Source organism: Rhodococcus sp. P1Y (assembly GCF_003641205.1).
In the GTDB taxonomy this organism is placed as follows: Bacteria; Actinomycetota; Actinomycetes; order Mycobacteriales; family Mycobacteriaceae; genus Rhodococcoides.
Genome location: NZ_CP032762.1, coordinates 1,975,635 through 1,997,131, shown reverse-complemented (window position 1 = coordinate 1,997,131; position 21,497 = coordinate 1,975,635). Strand labels below are relative to the sequence as shown.

Here is a 21,497-nt window from a genome sequence, read left to right as displayed (position 1 = left end):
ATGCAGATCGGGAAGACCTCGACCTCACGTACCGTCCCTGCCATCTACTTGGCGAACAGCGTCTGGACCTGATCCAGGGTCGAGATGACCCCGTCGTAATCCGGTCGGTAACTCGTGGCGGGCAATTCGAAAACGTTGCCCGACGCGAATGCCGGCAAGCCTGCGTAGGCGGGATCCTGCTTCAGTTCTTCCAGGCTCCGGCCGGCCACCGGAACGACGATGATCACCGGTGCGCTCGCGACCGGCGCGAGAAGTTCGGGGCTGATGATGAACGAATCACCCGAACCGTACAGCTCGGGATTGTTCGCCTTGGTGAGCACGTCGTCCGGCTCTAGTCCGACGTTCTTCAGCAGGTCCGGCAACGTAGCGGTCTGAGGAATGAACGCCGGTTCGTTGGTGCTGAGCGACAACAGGTACGAGACGGGCGATCCCGGAACGGTGATGGCGTCCTTGACCTCGGCCACCTTGTCGTCGTACGCCTGAAGAAGCCCGTCGACCTTGTCGGACTCGCCTGCTGCATCGGCTACGGCTTCGAGCTGGCCCTGCCAGGTGTTGACGGTCGTCGGGATCAACACAGTCGGCGCTATTGCAGTCAACTGGTCGTACGCCTCGTCGGCCTGGACCGCTGAAATGCCCTGTCCACCACCGATGATGAGGTCGGGTTCGGCCTGCGCTATCGCCTCGATGTTCAATGCCTCGCCTGCGGGGAGCTCCTTGGTGCCCTGCTCCTCCGCCTTCTCTGCCCACTGCGGCGGGAACCCGCCGTCGAGGTTGGTGACACCGAGCAACCGGGTATCGGTGATCGCGATCGGCGCGTCGAGCGTGAACAGGTAACCGGCCAGGCCTGCCGACAGAACGGCAATGCGCTGCGGTTCTGCAGGCACGGTGACATCACCTTTGTCCGTCGAGATCACCCGGGTGTCGTTGCTCGCATCGCCGGTGGTGCCGCTATCACTACTACTGCACCCGGACAAACCGATCGCAACCCCTGCTAAGACAGCAAGGACACGCAGACCGCGTCGTCGAATAAGTGTGTCGGACAAAGTGGATCCTTTCGAAATCACGGTCGTACCGCATGACTGAGTCGAACGAAGTCTCGCCAAGCACTCCCCGGCAGAAGCCGGACCTTTGAGAAGCACTCGACCAACATCGAATGGGAGGTGAATAACTCGCCGTTGTGGTGGGTCAGGTTGTGCGGCGAAGCCGCCTACAGACCTACCCGCTCGAGCAAGGCGTCGAATTCTTCGCTCGCCTCGCCCTGGCTGCGCCCGGCTTCGAGCGCGCCGTTGTACACGGCAAGCGCTTCTTCCTGGTACTTCTCGTACTTCTTCAACCACTGTTCGGAGTTGGCGCGCCAGTACCCGATGATCTCGAATTGCCGGACGGGATAACCGAGTTCCTTGCGGAAGTACTTCCGCACCGTCCGCGATGACGCCGCTTCTCCGGCGAACCAGATGTACCCCTCGCCCTCGGGCAATGCGTAGTCACGAACAGCGTTTTCCAGCACGCTCGCGCAATCGCCGTTGCCGGAACCGATTCGCCAGTCGAACGTGACATCGCCCGCGGTCTCGAACTGCTGGATGTCACCACGTTCGAGCACCTCGACGATGGCATGTGCCTTCGCGCCAGCAGGCAGTTCTTCTATAACGCGGCCCAATGCGGGCAGTCCCGTCATATCGGCAACCAGCAGCTGCCACTCCGCGGTCTCGGGAATGTCGTACCAGGAACGGGGCCGAGTCCACAGAACAACCTGTCCGACGGTTGCGTTCAGCGCCCAGGTCGCCGCGACCCCACCCTCGTGCGCCACGAAATCGATGACGAGCTGCCCTGCCTCGGAGTCGATTCGGCGCACCGTGTAGTTGCGCCCATCCGGAACGGGCTCGACGTCGTGGTACCACCATTCGCCGTCGATCTCGGTCATGGCAGGCGGCCGTTCCTCACCTTCGCGGGCGAAGAAGATGGTGACACACTCGTCGGGCGCTCCGATGCCGACGTACCGAGCAACATCGTCACCTCCGAATGTCACCCGGACCATGTGTGTAGTCAATTGCTCGACAGCGACCACTTCGGCGAAGTAGAAACCCTTCTCGGTCATTCGTCGTCCTCGTCTTCGTCCAGATGTTCGGGCGTGCGCCTGCGGCTCCTAGGCTAGCCTACCCTCAGCCCTCACTCACCCTTCCGCGTCCGATACGAGTTAGGTGAGGCTATGGTGAACCGACCGAGTACCCTCCCACCGGAACATGAGCCTGCCGAAATATGACATCCGCCTGGAATCCGCCCAAGCACATACCTGTCTTCTTCGACATCCCGGACACGCCACCCCAGCGCCGAATCAGAATCCACGACGGCATGTCGCCGCAGCGCCTGGCGGCGTCGATCATCCGATCGGCCGGCTGGCATGCGGCACTCGGGTGCCTGCTCCTGGTGCTGTACAACACCGCGATGACGCTCGTTCCGCTGGCATTGGGTGCTGCGATCGATCGCGGCATCGGGCCGGTCACCACGGGCACCCCTGCCGGTGAGGCCGTCGGCGGGTTCCTGCAGTGGCTCGCCGTCCTCGCAGCCCTCTATGTGGCCATCAACCTGACGTACCGCTTCGGCGGGCGCATCGGTTGGTTCGCTGTACAGCGTGCGAAGTACGAGCTGTCGTCGCGAGTGATCGAGCGCATCCTCGACGCACGCGGAACCGCCGGTGGACCGCAGCTTCCAGGGCGGCTGCTGTCGGTGGCAACCTCCGACAGCGACCGGGCCAGCAGCGCAATCTATTTCGCGGTGTACCCACTCGGCAATGTCGTCGCCGTCGTCGTCGCGGCTGTGTCGCTGTTCGCGATCCACCCGATGCTCGGCCTGACCGTCATTCTCGGGTCGCCGTTGCTGTTGGCACTCATGGCCGTTGTCGCGCGTCCACTGCAGAAACGCGCGGAAGAGGAACAGGAAGGTATCGCGGACGCTGCAGGTATCGCCGCCGATCTGGTGTCCGGGTACCGAGTGATCTCGGGCATCCACGCCCAGCGCGCCGCCGCGAACCATTACCGAGGCGTGTCCCGATCCGCCCTGCGCGGCACTCTCGCGGCCAACAAGGCGGAGGGCGCGGTCATCGGCATCAACAATGCTCTCACCAGTCTGTTCGCTGGCGTGGTGACCGTCATCGCCGCGGCGCTCGCGTTCAACGGATCCATCTCGATCGGTGGTCTGATCGCCGCTGCCGCCATGGCACAGGTGCTCCTCGATCCGCTGCGAAATCTCATCGAAGACGCCGCAACGCTGGGTGCGACGGTGTTGTCGTCAGCCAAGCGTGTTCTCGATCAACTCCACATCGGGCCCGATCCGGAGGCACTCGGAACCCAACCGATCCCGGCGTCTCCGACGCTTAGGATCCACCCGCCCCAGATGACCGACCCGATCGACGTCGCCCCCGGCGAATTTCTCGTGATCGACCCGTCCGCGATCGATGCCGACGGGCTCGTCGCCGCGATGACCTTGACCTCGCGCGGCGAGCAGGACAAGAGCCCGAACATCACACTCGACGGACGGCCCCTGCGAGAACATGACCCTGACGAGGTCCGACGCCGCATACTCGTCGCACCCCATCAGCCGGATCTCCTCGAACCGACGTTGTTCGCCAATGTGGCATCCTCGGAGGCAGTTCCGGGGTCGGACGAGCACACCCGAGCCCGCGACGCCTTGCGGACCGCCCGCTGCGACAGCCTCGAGCACGAACTCCCCGACGGCTACGACACCCATATCGGTGACGGCGGCAGAACCCTGTCCGGTGGCCAACGACAACGCGTGGCACTCGCCCGCGCACTACATCGCCGGCCGCCGGTACTCGTCCTGCACGATCCGACGAATTCCGTGGACTCGGCCACCGAGAACGACATCGCCACCAGAGTGCGTTCGGCGCGAGAAGGATTCACCACGATCGTCATCACGTCCTCGCCCGCCTTCCACGCAGTGTCCACGAACAGCATCGCAGGAGAACTTTCGTGAGCGATTCCGAAGTGCAGCGTCTCCCGGTCGCCGACTGGCGCGAGATGCGCAACGAGATAACAGAACTCGCAGAGGGTAAGAAGGCGAGGATCGCGGGGATCCTCCTGCTGCTGCTGATCTCGGCGGCCACGACGCTCGTCCTCCCACTGACCATCGGATGGATCGTCGACACGGTGACCGCCAGCGGCGCGTCGGAAGTTCCCGCGGTGTTCTGGTGGCAGTTGACTGCGTTGGTCGCGGCTGCCCTCATCGGCGGCATCGTCGAGTTCTTCGGCATGGTCGCGCTCGGGCGCGTCATCGACATGATGGTCGCGGACCTGCGTGAGAAGTTCATGTCGGCGACACTGGATCTGCCGGAGACCGAAGTGGAACGAGTGGGTTTCGGAGACATCGTAACTCGCGCCGCTTCCGACACACGCAACGTGTCCGAGGATCTCCCGTCGATTCTGCCGACACTGTCGGCAGCGATCTTCACGATCGTGCTGACCGTCATCGGGGCGGCGGCCATCGACTGGCGCTTCGGCATCGCATTCTTGCTTGCCACGCCGCTGTACGTACGAGCATTGAGGTGGTATCTCCCGGCGGTGCCGCCGGTGTACGGAGCACTGCGCTCGGCAGACAGCACTCGCGGCGAACGCGTACTCACCACACTCACCGCGCTTCCCACTGTTACCGCATTTCAGACCGGCAAAGCTCGTGTCGACGAAATCCAGAGCGCTACTTGGGGTGTGGCCCGGTGGGAGGTGCGCGCTCGAATCATGCAGAACCGCTTCTTCGGCCGCATCAACCTCGCCGAGGCCATCTGTCTGCTGTTGATCGTCGGATGTGGGTTCGTCCTCGCTGCGCGCTACGGCACATCACTGGGTTCGATCACCGCCGCGTCGCTGTTGTTCCTGCAGGTCACCGGACCGATCTCGATGCTGATGTTCGTCATGGACGACTTGCAGTCCGCCGCAGCATCTCTCGCACGGGTCGTGGGTGTCACGAAGAACTACACTCCCCCTGCGGCCGCGCCGGCTTCAGTAGTCGGGCAGGACGGCCCCGTCGTCGCAGTTCGTGATGCATCCTTCTCCTACCTACCGGAGCACCCGGTTCTGAACGGCATCGATCTGACTCTCCACGCCGGGGAACACCTCGCCATCGTCGGCACGAGCGGTTCGGGCAAGACAACGCTCGCCCGCCTGATTGCCGGGGTGCGCGAGCCGGCCAGTGGAACCATCGACGCTTCGGTACATCGATCACAGATCGCGTACCTGAACCAGGAGGGACGGGTCTTCTCGGCAACTCTGCGCGAGAATCTGGCGTTAGCCGCGCCGGACGCTTCGGACGAGTCACTGACGCACGCACTGTCACTCGTCGGCGGCGATTCCCTTCTCGCGTCGCTCCCAGATGGCCTCGACACCGAACTCGGCGAGGAAGGCCACCGCATCACCGCAGCGGACGTTCAGCTGCTCGCGCTGGCCAGGCTGGTCCTGCACGACCCCGCAGTCGCGATCCTGGACGAGGCCACGGCAGAAGCGGATTCGCGCAACTCGGCTCTGCTCGACCAGGCGACGGCGAGGGCGCTGGAGGATCGGTCGGCGATCGTCATCGCGCATCGACTCTCACAGGCACGTGCGTGCGACCGCATCGTCGTCCTCGAACACGGGTCGATCGTCGAGGAAGGCACCCACGAGGAGTTACTCGATGCCGCGGGCCGCTACGCCGAGCTGTGGTCTGTGTACAGCGCCGACATACATCACCGAAATCAGGTAAGGCTAGGTTAAGCTGAGCAAGGTTAGGCTATCTGACGTCAGGCCTCGCCGGACCTACGCCGAGGAGCACCTGTGAAGACCTGCATCGCCACCGTGTCGCTCGGCGGAACCCTCGCGGACAAACTCGACGGCATCGCCGCGGCAGGCTTCGACGGCGTCGAAATCCTCGACGCGGACCTCGCCGCATCACCGCTGACCGTCGCCGAAGTTGCCCAGCGTTGCAACGATCTCGGCTTGACGGTCGATCTCTACCAACCCTTCCGGCGCGCCGAGGGCGTCACGGACACCGAATTCATCCAAGTCCTCGAACGCTTCCACCGCGAATGCGACACCATGGAAGCTCTGGGGGCCGACGCCATCCTCGTCGTCTCCAACACCGACGCCGACGCCATAGACGACCGGGACCTCACCGCCTCACAGCTGCACGCACTCGGCGCCGCCGCAGCCGAACACGGCGCCACCGTCATGTTCGAAGCCCTTGCCTGGGGCACCCACATCAACCGAGTCGCCGACGTCGAAGACGCGCTCACACGCGCCGACCACCCTTCACTGTCCCTCGTCGTCGACACCTTCCACCTCTACGCCGTCGGCGACGACATCACGGACGTGCAAGCCCTTGTTCCCCGCAGCATCGGGTTCGTTCAAGTAGCCGACGCCCCCTGGATGGACCTCGAACTGATCCAGTGGAGTCGGAACCACCGCTGCTTCCCCGGCGACGGCGACTTCGACGTCTTCGCCCCCGTCGCCGCACTCCTCGAATCCGGCTACACCGGACCACTGTCGCTGGAAATCTTCAACCCCGGCTACCGCGAACGCCCTGCGGCCGAAGTCGCCGCACACGGAGCGGAATCCCTCAGCGCCTTGATCAACCGGCTCGAATACACGACCACCTGAACCACGAAAGGTACAGATGACTGCGTCCACGCACGACCTCGCACCCCTCGTCCTGGACGGAGTCGTCCCGTATCCACCCGAGTTCGCGCAGAAGTACCGCGAGAAGGGCATCTGGCTCGACGAGACGTTCACCGAGTTCCTGTTCGCCTCGATCGAACAGCACTCGGAGGACGTCGCCCTGATCTTCGGTGACACCCGAATCACGTACGGCCAACTGGGCGAACGGATTCTGACGCTCGCGGCGGGGTTCGAGCGGCTCGGAATCCGGCGGGGCGACCGCGTCGTGGTCCACCTACCGAACATTCCCGACTACGTGGCGCTGGTGTTCGCGCTCTACGAGATCGGCGCAGTACCCGTCCTCACCCCGATTGCGCTGCGCCTGCACGAAATCGGCTACATTGTCGAAGAGTCTGCGGCCCGCGGGTACATCACCACCGCCGCACACGACGGGAACGATCTCGCGGCTCTCGCAGCCGAGCTGAAGTCGTCGTCGTCCACGCTCGAACACACGATCATCGTCGGTTCCGGTGGACTCGAGCCGCTTCTTGCGCAGGGCACACTGGAACACCGTCGGCGATCCCTGCCGTCGGATGTCGCGTTCCTGGCATTGTCCGGCGGCACGACCGATCGCCCGAAGCTCGTTCCGCACACCCACGAGACCTACCTCGCGTCCGTCCGAGCCGCAGCGGCAATGACCGACATCACCTCCGACACCGTGCAACTCGTCGTGCTGCCGATGTCGCACAGCTTCGCGATGCGCTCCCCGGGATACCTCTCCACCCTGGCGGCCGGCGGCACCGTCGTCATGGCTCCCAACGGCAGCCCCGACGTCGCCTTCCCTCTCATCGCCGAGCACGGCGTCACCATCGTCGCGCTGGTCCCCCCGCTTGCACTCGCCTGGCTGAACTCGTCACTGAAACTGCAACACGACCTGTCCACGCTCGCCGTCATGCAGGTCGGCGGCGCCAAGTTCAGCCCCGACTCGGCCCGGCGCGTCCGGCCGGAGCTCGTCGCAACCGTCCAACAGTCCTTCGGCATGGCCGAAGGACTGCACACCTTCACCCGACTCGATGCGAGCGAGGACATCATCACCACCCGCCAGGGCCGGCCGACCACCGACGCCGAGGAAATCCGCGTCGTCGACGCTCACGACATGGACGTCGAAATCGGCAGCGCCGGTGACCTTCTGACCAGAGGACCCTCCACGATCCGTGGCTACTACAACGCCCCCCAGCACCAGCATGTCTTCACCGAGGACGGGTTCTATCGAACCGGCGACATCGTCGTCCAGGACGCCGACGGTTACCTGACGGTCACCGGACGATCCAAGGACCAGATCAACCGTGGCGGTGAGAAAGTCGCACCCGCCGAGGTCGAGGATCTGCTATTGGCACACGAATCGGTCCACGAAGCATCGGTACAAGGCATGCCCGACGCCGTCCTCGGTGAACGGGTGAAGGCCTTCCTGCTGCCACGCGCGGGTGTGGATCCGAAAACGCTGTCGCTACCCAAGGTTCGCCAGTTCCTGAAGGGCAAAGGTCTCGCCGCCTACAAGCTGCCCGACGTGGTCGAACTGGTCACCGAGTTCGAGCGGACAGCTGTCGGCAAGATCAGTAAGCGAAAGTAAAAACACTGCGCTGCAACGAGTGTGGGCTCGGATCTGATCCGGGCCCACACTCGTGTATCCCTACACCGATTCCGCAGGCTGCTGCAGGTCCGCCAGGACCTCGAGCCAACGTTCGAGCCGTGGATCCTCCGCCAGCACGATGTAGTCGACCTTCTCTACCCCTGCGGTGCGCCACTGCTCGACGAGTTGCATCACGCGCACCGAATCCATCCCCTGCTCACGCAGGTCCAGCCCGTGGTCGAGTTCGTCTACCGCCATGTACAGCACGTGTGCGACATCTTCCTGTGCCTGTTCGCTACTCAGCATCATTGTTGTTCGGCTCCTTCATCGCCTTGTTCCAGTAGTCGTGTGAGCTGTGCACCCCAGTGGGCTCGGCCGCCTGCGGTGAGGATCACCGACGTGTGGTCTTCGCCGTCGGCCTGTGTCATCACGGTCCGCGGGAGATGGGTACGCCAGGCGTCGACTCCAGCGGTGAGTCCCTGGGCTTCGAAACTGTCGATTGTTTCCTGGGCCACCACGACGAGCGACGCGCAGTCGAGTCGGCCTCTGGTGGGTTGCGCCATGAGTTGTTCACATCGGCTGCCTGACACCGCGAACGCTTTGACGAGCGTCTGGTTCGCAAACAAGGCGCGGCTTCCGTCGTCGCCGAGAATGGCGAACAAGTCCTCGCGTCTGCCTTCCAGGTACTCCAGCTGGGCCTGCCGGTCGTCGACGAGCGACACATCGGACGCAGGCGCCTCGTGGGCGCTCGTCGGATAGGTGTCGATGATCGTCAAGGAGTGGATCTCCTCTCCTCTCGAGCGAAGCTCCTGTGCCACAGCGAACATGATGTGTCCGCCGTAGGACCAGCCGAGGAGGTCGTACGGCCCGGTCGACTGCACACGTTGCACCGCATTCGCGTAGACGACGGCCAGATCGGCGAGCGTGTCGAATTCGATGTCGACGCCGCCGTGAGCCGGGTCCTGCAACCCCACGATCCCCAGCCCGGCCGGCACGTACTCGGCCAACACGTCGTACGCAGTAGCATCGCCGCCGTACATCGTGTGCGCACAGAACAGATAGCGCCCCGACGAGGACGGCGACAGCGGGACGAGTATCGCGTCGCACACGTCGGTCGAGGTGACCGTACTGTCCGCGCGCACCTGCGCTGCGACAGCCAAACTTGCAACGGTCGGGTTCTGGAACACGTCGTTCAGAAGCAACGACGTTCTGATCTCCTCGTTCGCCCGCGCGACCAACCGGACGGCGAGCAACGAGTGCCCGCCGAGACGGAAGAAGTGGTCGTCTGCGCTGAGCACAGTGTCGACTTCGAGTCCCAAGACCTCGCGGAACAACCGCCCGATGGCCTTCTCCACGTCGGTCGTAAGTTCCCGTCCGCCGGCGCGGGCTGCTGTGAGGTCGGGTGTGGGCAAGGCCCGGCGGTCGAGCTTGCCGTTCGGGGTGACGGGGACGGTGTCGATGGGGATGAACACCGTCGGGACCATGTAGTCCGGTACCCGGTCGGTGAGGAACGCGCGCAGTTCCTCACCGGTGACCTGGGTGCCGGTGTGGTAGGCGGCGAGGTATTTTCCGGTGCCGTTCGGGTGGTCGACGGCGGTGACGATCGCGGTCGACACGGCGGGGTGGTGCTCGAGGACGACGCGGATCTCGTCGAGTTCGATGCGGAACCCGCGGATTTTGACCTGATCGTCCGAACGCCCGAGGTAGTCGAGGTGCCCGGTGGTGTTCCAGCGGACGAGATCGCCGGTGCGGTAGAGACGTTCGCCTGCGGCGATGGCGATGAAGCGGGTGGCGGTGAGGTCGGGGCGGGAGAGGTAGCCGTCGGCGAGTTGGGTGCCGCCGAGGTAGAGCTCCCCTGTCACACCGACGGGTACGGGGCGTAGCCAGGTGTCGAGTACACGGGTGACGGTGTTGGCCACCGGCACCCCGATCGGCACGGTCACGGTGTCGGTCAACGCGTCGGCGTGGACGGGTTCGGCGGTGACGTCGACGGCGGCTTCGGTGGGGCCGTAGAGGTTGTGGAGTTCGGCGCCGGCGAAGAGTCGGTCGGCGGCGGCGGCGTTCGCGGCGGGGAGGGCTTCGCCGGAGAAGAACACCCGCCGCACCGAGGTCAGTCGGTGCGGGTCGGGGGTGGCGGTGAGGAATGCGGCGAGCATGGCGGGGACGAAGTGCAGGACGGTGATTCGGTGGCGGTCGATGATCTCGGCGAGATACGACGGGTCTTTGTGGCCGCCGTCCTTCGCGACGACGAGGGTGGCGCCGACTAGGGCGGGGAGGAAGAATTCCCACACCGAGACATCGAACACCGACGGTGTTTTCTGCAGGATCCGATCGCCGGCGCCGATCCGGTAGTCGGTGGCCATCCAGATAAGACGGTTGATGATCGCCCGGTGGGAGATCGCGACACCTTTGGGGCGTCCGGTGGTACCGGACGTGAAAATCACGTAGGCGGTGTCGGCAGGGGTCAGGGCCCGGGCCAGGACCGGCGCCGCGCTCTCACCCTGTGTGAGGCGTGCAGCCACTGCCGGGTCGCTCAAGAAATCGTCGGTGACGATCATGGCCGGGGCCGCGTCGTCGAGGATGTGCCCGATCCGTTCATCCGGATACTCAGGATCGATCGGCACATACGCGGCCCCTGCTCGGATCACCGCGAACAGCGCGGTGACCAAGTCGAGACTCCGCGGCAGGATGACTGCAACCCGGTCTCCTACGTGTACTCCGTGCTCGATCAACACATGTGCCAACGCGTTGACCCGGGCATCGAAGTCGATGTACGTCCACTCGGATCCGCGGTCGTCTATGACGGCGAGCGCATCCGGAGCGACAGTCACACGGTTCGCGATCAACGCATCCAACGTCGAATCCGCCACCGACACAACCGGACCGGCAGACCACGCAGCCACCGCCGCCACGTCGCGCGAGGGCAACACGTCCAGCGACGCGATCGAGCGGCCCGGGTCGGTTGCGAACACATCGACGATGCGTTTCAGAACAGTGGTGAACCTCGTGGCAACCTCGGCGTCGAACAGATCGGGCCGATACGACAACCGCACCCACGTCTCGGCGCCCGCTTGCGCGGCGAACGTGAGCGGGTAGTGCGTCGCTTCCCGCCCGGACTCGCCGAGAATCTTGATTCCAGCGTTGTCCCGGACGAGTTCGAGCGTCTCGGAGTCGGACGGATAGTTCTGGTAAACCATCAACGTGTCGAACAGCGGATGGTGTCCGCCCAGACGCTGCAACTCGGCGAGCGATACCTGATGGTGCTCGATGATCGCGGAGTTCTGGTCCTGCACCCGGCGCACCGTCTCGGCGAGGCTCGCATTGCCCTCGAGCTGCACGACCACCGGAACCGTGTTGATGAACGAACCGACTGCGTCCTCGACCGCGTCGACCTCGGGGGGACGACCCGACACGACGGCACCGAAGACCACCGTGCTCTGACCGGTGATCGTATTGAGGAAGACCGCCCATACGGTCTGCAGCAGGCTGCTCATCGTGGCGCCGGCAGATCGCGCCACATCGGCGAGCGCGGCGCTCGTCGCGGCGTCGAGAGTCACCACGATGTCTTCGGGCAGACTCGCGACGCTCGCCGCGGCACCCGGCGCAACGACGGTCGACTCGATGACCGGGGCGAGCACCTCGGCCCACCGCTGCAGCGAGGCGTGCGCATCGCGTGCAGTCATCCAGGACAGGAACTTCGCGAACGACAGGTCCGGTTCGACCACTTCGGCCGGCCGGCCGTACGCCTCCCACATCGTTTCGAGGAGTCGCACCATCGACCAACCGTCGACGAGTGCGTGGTGAATGGTCAGGATGAACGCGTGTCCGGTCGGATACCGCACAACCGTCGCACGCACCAACGGCGCACGGGAGAAATCGAAGCGAGTCGCGCGGTCGCGCTCGGCGACCTCACCGACGGCGGACTCGTCAGCGACGTCGATAACGGTGACCGGGAGGTCCACGGCGGCCGGCACGACTGCAACGGACTCGCCCCGTGACGTATGAGCGATCGCGATCTTCATGTTCGGGAACCGCTCGAGCAACTGGTCAAGGGCAACCCGGAATCGATCGGGCTCACCGGCACCGTCGAGGTGATACACGGTCTGAGCCGAGTAGACGTCGACTCCCCCGTCACTCGAACCGAGCATCGACTCCAGCACGAGCCCATGCTGCAGCGGAGTCAGCGGGTGCACATCGGCGAGCTCACCGTAGAAGCCCTCCCAGCGCTCGAGGTCGGCTTGCGTCACGCCGGGGGCGAGAACGTCCGACGGCGAGCGCCTGACCAGGACCGCAGAGCGAGCGTATTCGGCGAGAGCGCCCAGCGCCTGGACCCACAGTTCGACGAGCTCGGCGACCTCGTCCGCGGTCAGGACGCCGGACGCGTAAGCGATGTCGCCGCTGAGCATCCACCCGTCGCCTTCGGGCACCGCGGCTATGTTGATATCGGCCGCCGAGTCGATGCTTTGACCGGCTGTCTCGTACGCGTCGATACCCGGCAGTTCCGGCGCAAGATCCCACGCCGCATTCTCATCGGCAGCGTCTCCGCCAGCGAACTGACCGAGGTAATTGAACCCGATCTGTGGACCGCGCCCGGACCCAAGCCGCGTGCCCACGTCAGGATTCAGCTGCCACAGCATCCCGAAACCGATACCGCGGTCGGGGACCGCGGCGAGTTGTTCCTTGACGCGAAGCACCGCCTCCGCCGCGCTCTGCGGGTCGAGGACGGCGTTGACCGGATCGACATCTGCGGTGTCCAGCACCACGGGGAAGAACGATGTGAACCAGCCGACGGTGTGCGACAGGTCCGCACCGGGAACGATGTTCTCCTCCCTGCCATGGCCTTCGAGGCCGATGAGCACTCGCCGATCGGTCGTTCCCCGTCGTGCGCGCCATGCTCCGACTGCGATCGCCAAACCGCCGAGCAGGACGTCGTTGATCTCCGCCGAGAGCACATGAGGAACGTCGGTCAGCAACGCCGTCGTCAACGCAGGCGGTACTCGTACGGCGGCGACGGCCGTCGTGTCGGTGGTGTCGATCGCCGGGTCGAGTTCACGTGAACCCAGCAGTGGCTCCTCGATTTCCGACGCCGACCAATAGTCGGCCTGAGCGAGAAGGTCGGCGTCACGAGCACGCGCGGCCAGTGCACTCGACCACGCCGCGAGTGAAGTACCCACCGCAGGAAGCGGATCCGTCGCCACGCCGGTTTCCAATTCCCAGGCATGGGTCAAGTCGTCGCCGATGATGCGCCACGACACACCGTCCACGACCAGATGGTGGATGACGAGCACCAGGCGCCCGGTGGGCTCGGCGTCGCTGGTGACCCAGCTCGCCTGCCACAGCACACCGTCCTGCAGGTTCATCGACTGTCCGAACTCGGCGACCAACTCGCCGGCACGCGCGACCCAGTGCGGATCGGACCACATGTACGACGTCGCCTCGGAGCGTAGGCGATCGGCCGTCGAACTCTGTGATGCGATCTCGAATCGCCAATCCCTCTCTCGCACAAGCCTGCCGCGCAGTGCCGCATGGTGATCGACTACGCGGCTCAGTACCCGCGACACGAGCTTCTCGTCGGCACCCGCGGGTGTCACGAAGACTGCGGACTGCACGAACGTACCGAAGGTCGGTGAATCCACCATGGGAACCGCAATCGGCCACAGACCTGACGACAGCACCTCGGGGCTGGCGTCACCCGATTCCTCCGCGGCGCGCGCATCGGCCAGCCGGGCCAATGCCGAGACCTTTCGCGCAGTGAAGACCTCGGAGGCCTTGATCGTGACGCCGGCACGCCGAGCCCGCGACACCACCTGGATCGACAGGATGCTGTCACCGCCCAGCCGGAAGAAGTCGTCGTCGACCGAGAAGGCTGCGTCCGCCGACAGGCGGAGCACGTCCCGAAAGATCTCGGTGAGCGTGCGTTCGGTGTCGGTCTCCGCTGCCCGTCCCGAACCACCTGTCGGCGTCAACTCCGGCGCGGGCAGAGCGCGTCGATCGAGCTTGCCGTTCGGTGTCAGCGGGAAGGAGTCCACGCGGATGTAGCTACTCGGCACCATGTATTCGGGCAGTCGTTCTTCCGCGTGCGTGCGCAAGAACGTGCTCAGATCGTCGGTAGCGGTGTAGTACGCGGCGAGCATTTTTCCCCCACCCGGATGATCCGCCGCGATGACCGCAGCGGACACCACGTCCGGATGGGTTTCGAGCACCGCCCGAACTTCGTCGGGTTCGATGCGGTAGCCGCGGATCTTGACCTGCTCGTCGGCGCGACCGAGGTAGTCGATGTTCTCCGAAGAGTTCCAGCGGGCCAGGTCACCGGTGCGATACATACGCTCGCCCGGTTCCCACGGGCACGCGACGAAGCGGTCCGACGTGAGGGCGGCCTGCCCCCAGTAGCCGCGCGCGATGCCTGCGCCCGCGAGGTACAGCTCACCTGCAACACCCGGCAGGGTCGGCTGCAGATTTTCGTCGATGATGTAGGCACGCGTGTTGAAGATGGGGGTTCCCACGCTCGGCGTGGCGCTGTCGGAAAGGTCGGCACCGAGCGCGTTGATCGTGTACTCGGTCGGGCCGTAGAGGTTGTACGACTCGACCCCGGGTGCATCGCGCAGTTGCTGCCACAGGCGCTCCGGCACTGCCTCACCACCGAGTGAAACGAACACAACTCCGGGCGCATCGGACGACACCGATCGTCCCGCCGGACGGTCGCGTTCGAGAAGTCCCTCATCGACCAGTACCTGTCCGTACGACGGCGTGACATCGAAGCCGTCGACGCGTGTGTGGTCGTAATGCGTGAGCAATCCGTGTGGATCGCGGCGCAGCTCGTCGTCGATGACATGCACCTCGTGGCCGTTCAGCAGCCAGAACAGCTGTTCCCACGAGGCGTCGAACGAGAACGACGTGGTGTGCGCGATTCTCATCCGTCGTCCGGCCTGATGCGCGACGACGCGGTCGAAGATCTTCTCGACATGGTTGACGTACATGTTCGTCAGGCCGCGGTAGCCGACGGCGACGCCCTTGGGCCGACCCGTCGAGCCGGAGGTGAAGATGATGTACGCGAGGTGGTCGAGCTCGATCCGGCCGCCGCGGTCGGCATCCGTGATCGGGCCGGAGTCGAAGGCGGCGATGCGCTCGCGGGTCGCGAGATCGTCGAGGTCGACGCCGCGCGTTTCACCGATCCGGTTCGCGTCCCGACCGGTCACCAAGGTCACCGTCGGACGCGCGAGACCGAGCATGTAGCCGATGCGGTCGTCGGGCAGCTTGGCGTCGATCGGCACGTAGGCCGCACCGACGGCGAAGACCGCGAACATCGCGACGACCATGCGTTCGTCGCGTGGCAGAAGCAGCGCGACGCGGTGCTCGGACCGAACGCCCGCGTCGAGCAGCAGTCGAGCGTACTGATTGACCTCCGCGGCGAACTGCGTGAACGTCAGGACGCGGTTTCCCGCGACCAGCGCCGTCTCCGCCCCGGACAGGCGGACCTGCTCGTCGAGCAGATCCGCAACCGTGACTGCCGGGACCTCGCGGATCAGGTCCGCGGCGATGCCGGTGTGAGGCACTGCTTCGTCGGCCAGCAGGGCGGAGAGCGCGCCGACCGGACCGTCCAGCGTTGCCACGAGCGCGGTCAGCACCTGCAGGAAACGTTCGAGCAATTCCTGCGCAGCCGCCTCGGTGTACGCGTCGTGGCGGTACACCAGCCGAACATGCAGGAAGGGCTTACCGTCGACCTCGGACGGATCGATCGCGAACGTGACCGGATAGTGCGTCTCGTCGTCGACGTCCGTCGCCACCAGCTCGAGGTCGCCCTCTACGGCCGCGGCCTCGGGAGGAAGGTTCTGCACCACGAACAGCGTGTCGAACATCGTCGACATGTCGGCTGCGGCTTGGATTTTGGTCAGCGACGCGTAGGGATGATCGATCACCTGCAACTGCTCGCGCTGTACGCGGGTCAGCAGGGTTCGAATCGAGTCGAACGGTGAAAAGCTCACGCGCAACGGGACAGTGTTGAACAGCAGTCCGATGATTCGGTCGGAGTCGGCGAGCTCCGGCGGACGTCCGGAGACGGTGTTACCGAACACGACATCGCTGCTGCCGACCAACTGCCCGAGCGTCACGCCCCACGCTGCCTGAAGCACCGTGCCGACGGTGACACCGGACGTCCGCGCGGCAGCATGTACTGCGGCCGCGGCCGCGCTGTCGAGATCGCGATGCAGTTCACCCGACCCGTCGCGCCCTTCACCGGCGCCGAGCCCGGCCGGCCAGACGAGCGTCGGACCGGCCAGCTCGGCGAGGTACGAACTCCACGCGCGATATGCAGCGTCGACGTCCTGATCGGCCAGCCAGTCGAGGTAACTACGGAACGACGCCGGACGCACTCGCGCCGGGTACTCGGGGTCACGGTAGGTATCGAAGATCTCGTCGAGAACGGCGCTCGTCGACCAGCCGTCCAGCAGGATGTGCTCGAACGTCATCGCAAGCTTCCACTCGTCGACACCGTGCTCGACGAGGGTGAAGCGAATGAGCGGCGGCATTTCGAAGTCGAACGGCACACCGCATTCCTCGGCGAGGAATTCCGTTGTCCCGATACCCAGTTCGCGCCACTGCGCCAACCGGATGATCCGGATCGGTGCGTCGGCGATCGCCGGGATGACCTGAGCCTCGCCCGACGGCAGGAACGCCGAACGAAGATTCGGATAGCGACCGAGAACTATGCGGACGGCCGCCACCAGACGGTCCGGATCGAGCGCGCCGACGACGCCCTGCGTCACCTGGGACATGTACGAGTTGTGGCCACCCGACTCACGGGCCCGGACCATGTGATAGAGCAGACCCTGCTGCAGAGGTGACAGCGGAAGCAGTTCGGCGGCGCTGCCGTAGCGTGCTCGGACGCTCTCCTCGTCTGCGGCGGAGAGGGTCAACCGGTCCGCGCGACGCACACTGAGCGGTGAGCCTGCCGGGACCTGCGGGGCTGGCTGGACTGACGGGGCCGCCGCGATGACCAAGTCTGCGATCTCGTCCACGATGGCTGCAGCGATCTCGTCGGCCGGCAGGACAACTGCAGCGTCGGCGTCGACCTCGACCCGCACCGACCGTGTTCCCGAGTCGGTGCCAGGTGCGCCGACGAGTATCCGAACCGCGATCGGTGTGGTCGTTGGACCGGCCGACGTACTGTCGGCGTCGGTCGTGAAGACACTGACCCGCGCGTGCGGTGTCGGGAGGTCGTCGAAGAACGAACCGAATCTGGCATGCCCGGCAAGTCCGGCATAGTCCTCGGCACGTTCGCGAATCGGCTCTAGGCGTGCGGAAATCGACGTACCGGTGACATCCGCGGCACGCTGCGCGTCGTCGACGACAACCGGCAGGCCCACCACCGAGTCGATGTTCAACGGTTCGGCGACCTCGAGAACCAGATCGCCGTCGACGAGATCGCTCGCGTCGAGCGCACGCACCACCGCGGCGACGATCGCCGCCCGCACAACGCCCGCATCCGCAACCGCGGGAGTCTCGCGGACCGTGATCGTGGAAAGCTGCCGTGCCGATTCCACCGGCCCGCGGGCCGGCTCTGCGCCGTCGCAGTCGGCAAGTTCGTCGACCCAGTCCTCCCAGAACGGATCGTCGAGAACCGCGGTCCAGTCCTCGTCGGAACGCGAATCCCGATCGCTTGGAACAGCGACGATCTCCATCGCGGTACCAGCGCGGTACGCGGCAACAAGGGCGGTCACGACCTCCCGCGCAGTGTCGAGAAGCTCTGGGTTGACCACGTCGGCGGATAGCTCACCGCTGCCGTCGTCGCGGACGCCCAACCGAAGTGACGCCAATTGCGGCGCCGCGAGTGCGAGGTGCGAGGTCGCCGCGAGCCACATCGAGTCATCGCGAACATCGAAGTCAGGCAGCAGAATTCGGGAGCTGTACGAGTCGGCAGCGGTCGGTTGCGCCGTGCGATGAAGTGCCGCACGAACGAGCTGCGCGAGCTGCCGGACAGACAATCCGGGGTGACGGGCACCCAGGACCAGGAAATGTCGAGCGGTCTCGAGCAGGCGTGATGTCGTCTCCTCGACGAACAGTTCACGGGTGGCATCGAGTCCGATGCTCAGGGTTCCGTCGGACCGCCGATCGAGGGAGTACACCAGGTCGTACAGCGCCGGGATCGAATCGTCGACGCCATCCTGGGAAGGCAGTAAAGGCACGAGCGCCGCGTCCGGATTCGCGGCAGCCTCGCGATTGTCGCGGAATGCGGCCATGACCTGAAAGATCGGACTCAGACCGGGAATTCGCGTGGGGTTGACGGCCTCGACCACGTTCTCGAATGGCACGAGCTTGTGTTCCACCGCACCGAGGAGGCGGTCCCGGACGCCACTGAGCGTGTCGCCGAAGCCGAGCGCCGCATCGATGTCCACCCGCACGACCACGGAGTTGACGAAATATCCGACGAGGTCGGCCAATTCGGGTTCATCGCGCAGGGTCACGGGCGTACCGACCGGCACGCGTGGACCGGCGCCTTCATTCCACAGTGCGAGCGAAAGCGCCGTGATGACCGCATGCAGCGGCGTGGCCCGCTGCTCGACGAGGAGATCGTCGACCGTGTCGGTGTCGCCCATCGACAGCACTGCCTCGACGGATCGAATCGTGCGCTCGTCGGTGTCGCCGCGGGCATGATCGAGCGGCAGGGGCGTTTCGACCGGAAGGCCGGCGAGCAGGTCCCGCCAGTAGCCGAGTTCGACGTGGTGACGCGAACCGACATCGTCTCGGTCGCCGAGGACTTCGCGGTGCCACACCGCGAAGTCGGCGTACTGGACCGTGAGTGGTTCGACGTGATTGCCCGTGTAGAACGCCGTCAGGTCGCGGATGAGCGGCTCGACCGAATTCTCGTCGGTGACCATGTGATGCGCATGTGCCACCAGTACATCGCCGTCTTCGTGCCGCAGCAGCGTGAACTGCATACCGAAGTCGGTCGCCAGTTCGAGTGGTGCGACAAGGAGTTCGCCGATACGCGCGTCGACCTTGCTGCGCTCGATCTTCTCTTGTCTCAGCAGGCCCTGCCGAGCTTCGTGCACGACCTGAATCGGTCTCGACGATGCCTCGTCGAAGACGAACGTGGTGCGCAAGACTTCGTGTCGGTCGACCAGTCGGCGAATCGCGTCCTGCAGCGCGTCTACGTCTGCGCGATCTCGGAACTGCAGTGCCTCGACTGTGCGGTAGATCGTCCGGTCCGCGACCTGCTCGGCCAACCACAGCGATTGCTGACCGAACGACATCGGCAGCTTTTCGGGTCGTTCGACGTGACCGACTCGAACCACCGAAGGAGACACGCGCGAGGCGTCCCCGACGACCCGGGATAGTTCTGCGATCGTCGGATTGTCGAAAACCTCACGCAGAGACAGCGACACGTTCATTGCCGCATTGACTCGGGAGACCACGCCGCTCGCGAGCAGCGAGTGGCCGCCCAGGCGGAAGAAGTTGTCGTCGACGCTGAGGACGACGTCATCGCCGAGATGCAGAACTTCGGAGAACACGCGCGCGAGTGTCTGCTCGGACGCGGTTACCGGCAGTCGGCCGCCGTTTCCCGCGCCTGCTCCGAGATCGGGGGCGGGCAGAGCGCGACGGTCGAGCTTGCCGTTGACCGTCACCGGGAACGCATCGAGCACCGTGAAGGTCGACGGGACCATGTATTCGGGCAAGGTGCCTGCGGCTTGCTCCCGGAGTACCTCGACGAAGTTCGCAGGTGACTCGCCCGTGGCCGTGACGTAGGCGGCGAGGAACTTGCCACCTGCCGGGTGATCCAACGCAAGCACCGCTGCGCGCCGAACCCCGGGATGCGCCGAGATCGCAACCTCGACCTCCTGGAGCTCGAGGCGCTGGCCGCGGATCTTGACCTGGTTGTCGGCGCGGCCGAGGAACTCGAGCGTCCCGTCCTCGGTCCACCGTGCGAGGTCTCCGGTGCGATACATGCGCGAGCCGTCGGCATCGAACGGGTTCGCGACAAAGCTGCCCGCGGTGAGGTGCCCACTGCCGACGTATCCACGGCCCAACAGGAAACCGGCCGCGTACAACTCGCCGCCGGTACCGACCGGAGTCGGTTCGAGGTCCTCGTCCAGGACATAGAGCTGGGTGTGTGGATTCGGGCGACCGATCGAGGTCGCAATTCGCTCGGCCCGCTCGCGGTAGATGACGTGAGAGACACCGATCGTCGCTTCCGCCGGGCCGTATCCGTGGTACAGCGTCGTCGTCAACTGATCGCGGAACCGACTGAACAAGTCGGGGGTGAGGACCTCGCCGCCACACCACACGTGCCGGACACCCGTGAGCGCCGACGCGCCGCGTGCCGACCGTTCGAGGTCGAGCACAAGAAGCGCATCGAGCATCGACGAGACGAGGTACAGGTACGTGACCTGCTCCTTCGCGATCAAGTCGAGCAGGTACTCGGGGTCCTTCTCGCTGCCTGTCGCCGCGACGACGACACGTCCACCAGACACGAGCGGAAGCAGAATCTCGTTCACGGAGATGTCGAACGCGAGGGGCGCCTTGAACAGCGACGCGTCGTCGTTGCCGAACATGAGCACGTGGTCCCGCTGCCACGTGAGTCGCTCGCAGATCGCATCGTGTCGGATCATCGCGCCCTTCGGCGTTCCGGTCGATCCCGAAGTGAAGATCACGTATGCGAGCTGGCTGCCGTCGAGCTCGAGCTGTGGAGCCGCAGACGGGAAGTCACCGTACTGCCAGTCGTCGAGGTTCACCACGATCGACTCGATCGGAAGCGACGGCTGGTCCTCGGCCGAGACGACAGCGATCTTCGCTGCGGAGTCTGCGATCACGCGGTCACGTCGAGCCGCGGGCCATTGCGGGTCGACCGGCACGAAGGCACCACCGGCGGTCATGATCGCCAGCGCCGCGATGACCATCTCGGCCGATCGCGGCAGGCAGATCCCGACGACCCCTTCGGTGTCGAGGCCGGACCGGAGCAGCCGATGCGACAGTTGTGCGATCTTCTCGGACACGTCGGAATAGGTGAGTCTCCGGTCGCCGTCGACGAGAGCGACAGCATCCGGAGTAGCGCGAGCCGCTGCCGCGAACAGCTCGGGGACAGTGGCGGTGACCTTGGGAGAAGTGTGGTCGTTCCACCGTTCGTGCAGGTCGGCAATGTCCACGGACGCGGTCATGAATCTCCCAAAGTTAGCTTAGCCAAACCTATTGCTTTAATACTGTGTGCCGGCCGTTGGTGATGTCAAGCTGACAGCCGT

General features: G+C 65.2%; 8 protein-coding genes. 4 read left to right on the top strand and 4 right to left on the bottom strand.

What is annotated here, in order from left to right:
* Positions 1-44: 44 nt before the first annotated feature.
* Both D8W71_RS09270 and D8W71_RS09265 read right to left on the bottom strand, forming a co-directional pair.
* Positions 45-1,043 (bottom strand): ABC transporter substrate-binding protein, encoded by a 999-nt coding sequence (locus tag D8W71_RS09270; protein ID WP_121118890.1) that lies wholly within the window; start codon positions 1,041-1,043, stop codon positions 45-47.
* 164 nt (positions 1,044-1,207) lie between these two features.
* The gene (locus D8W71_RS09265) at positions 1,208-2,095 is read right to left on the bottom strand and encodes a siderophore-interacting protein (RefSeq protein WP_121112888.1); all 888 of its coding nucleotides are present in this window, start codon (positions 2,093-2,095) and stop codon (positions 1,208-1,210) included.
* Between the two features lie 161 nt (positions 2,096-2,256).
* Here D8W71_RS09265 and D8W71_RS09260 point away from each other — a divergent pair, with 161 nt between their 5' ends.
* From D8W71_RS09260 to D8W71_RS09245, 4 genes are read left to right on the top strand one after another with little or no spacing between them, the layout of a single operon-like run.
* On the top strand, positions 2,257-3,990 hold the full coding sequence (locus D8W71_RS09260) for an ABC transporter transmembrane domain-containing protein (protein WP_121112886.1): 1,734 nt from the start codon (positions 2,257-2,259) through the stop codon (positions 3,988-3,990).
* Positions 3,987-5,756 (top strand): ABC transporter ATP-binding protein, encoded by a 1,770-nt coding sequence (locus D8W71_RS09255; RefSeq protein ID WP_236077809.1) that lies wholly within the window; start codon positions 3,987-3,989, stop codon positions 5,754-5,756. The genes D8W71_RS09260 and D8W71_RS09255 overlap by 4 nt, the downstream gene beginning before the upstream one ends.
* Positions 5,757-5,816: 60 nt before the next feature.
* The gene (locus D8W71_RS09250) at positions 5,817-6,638 is read left to right on the top strand and encodes a sugar phosphate isomerase/epimerase family protein (protein ID WP_121112884.1); all 822 of its coding nucleotides are present in this window, start codon (positions 5,817-5,819) and stop codon (positions 6,636-6,638) included.
* A 16-nt stretch (positions 6,639-6,654) separates the two neighbouring features.
* Positions 6,655-8,265, top strand: coding sequence for a (2,3-dihydroxybenzoyl)adenylate synthase (locus D8W71_RS09245; protein WP_121112882.1), 1,611 nt, complete (start codon positions 6,655-6,657; stop codon positions 8,263-8,265).
* A gap of 60 nt (positions 8,266-8,325) precedes the next feature.
* Here the strand turns inward: D8W71_RS09245 and D8W71_RS09240 are convergent, their stop codons facing one another.
* Both D8W71_RS09240 and D8W71_RS09235 read right to left on the bottom strand, forming a co-directional pair.
* Complete coding sequence (locus D8W71_RS09240) at positions 8,326-8,574, bottom strand: phosphopantetheine-binding protein (protein WP_121112875.1); 249 nt, start codon at positions 8,572-8,574, stop codon at positions 8,326-8,328.
* Positions 8,571-21,416 carry a non-ribosomal peptide synthetase gene (locus D8W71_RS09235; RefSeq protein WP_121112873.1) on the bottom strand — a complete coding sequence of 4,282 codons (12,846 nt, stop codon included), beginning with the start codon at positions 21,414-21,416 and terminating at the stop codon, positions 8,571-8,573. Before D8W71_RS09235 ends, D8W71_RS09240 begins: the two co-directional genes overlap by 4 nt.
* Positions 21,417-21,497: the final 81 nt, after the last annotated feature.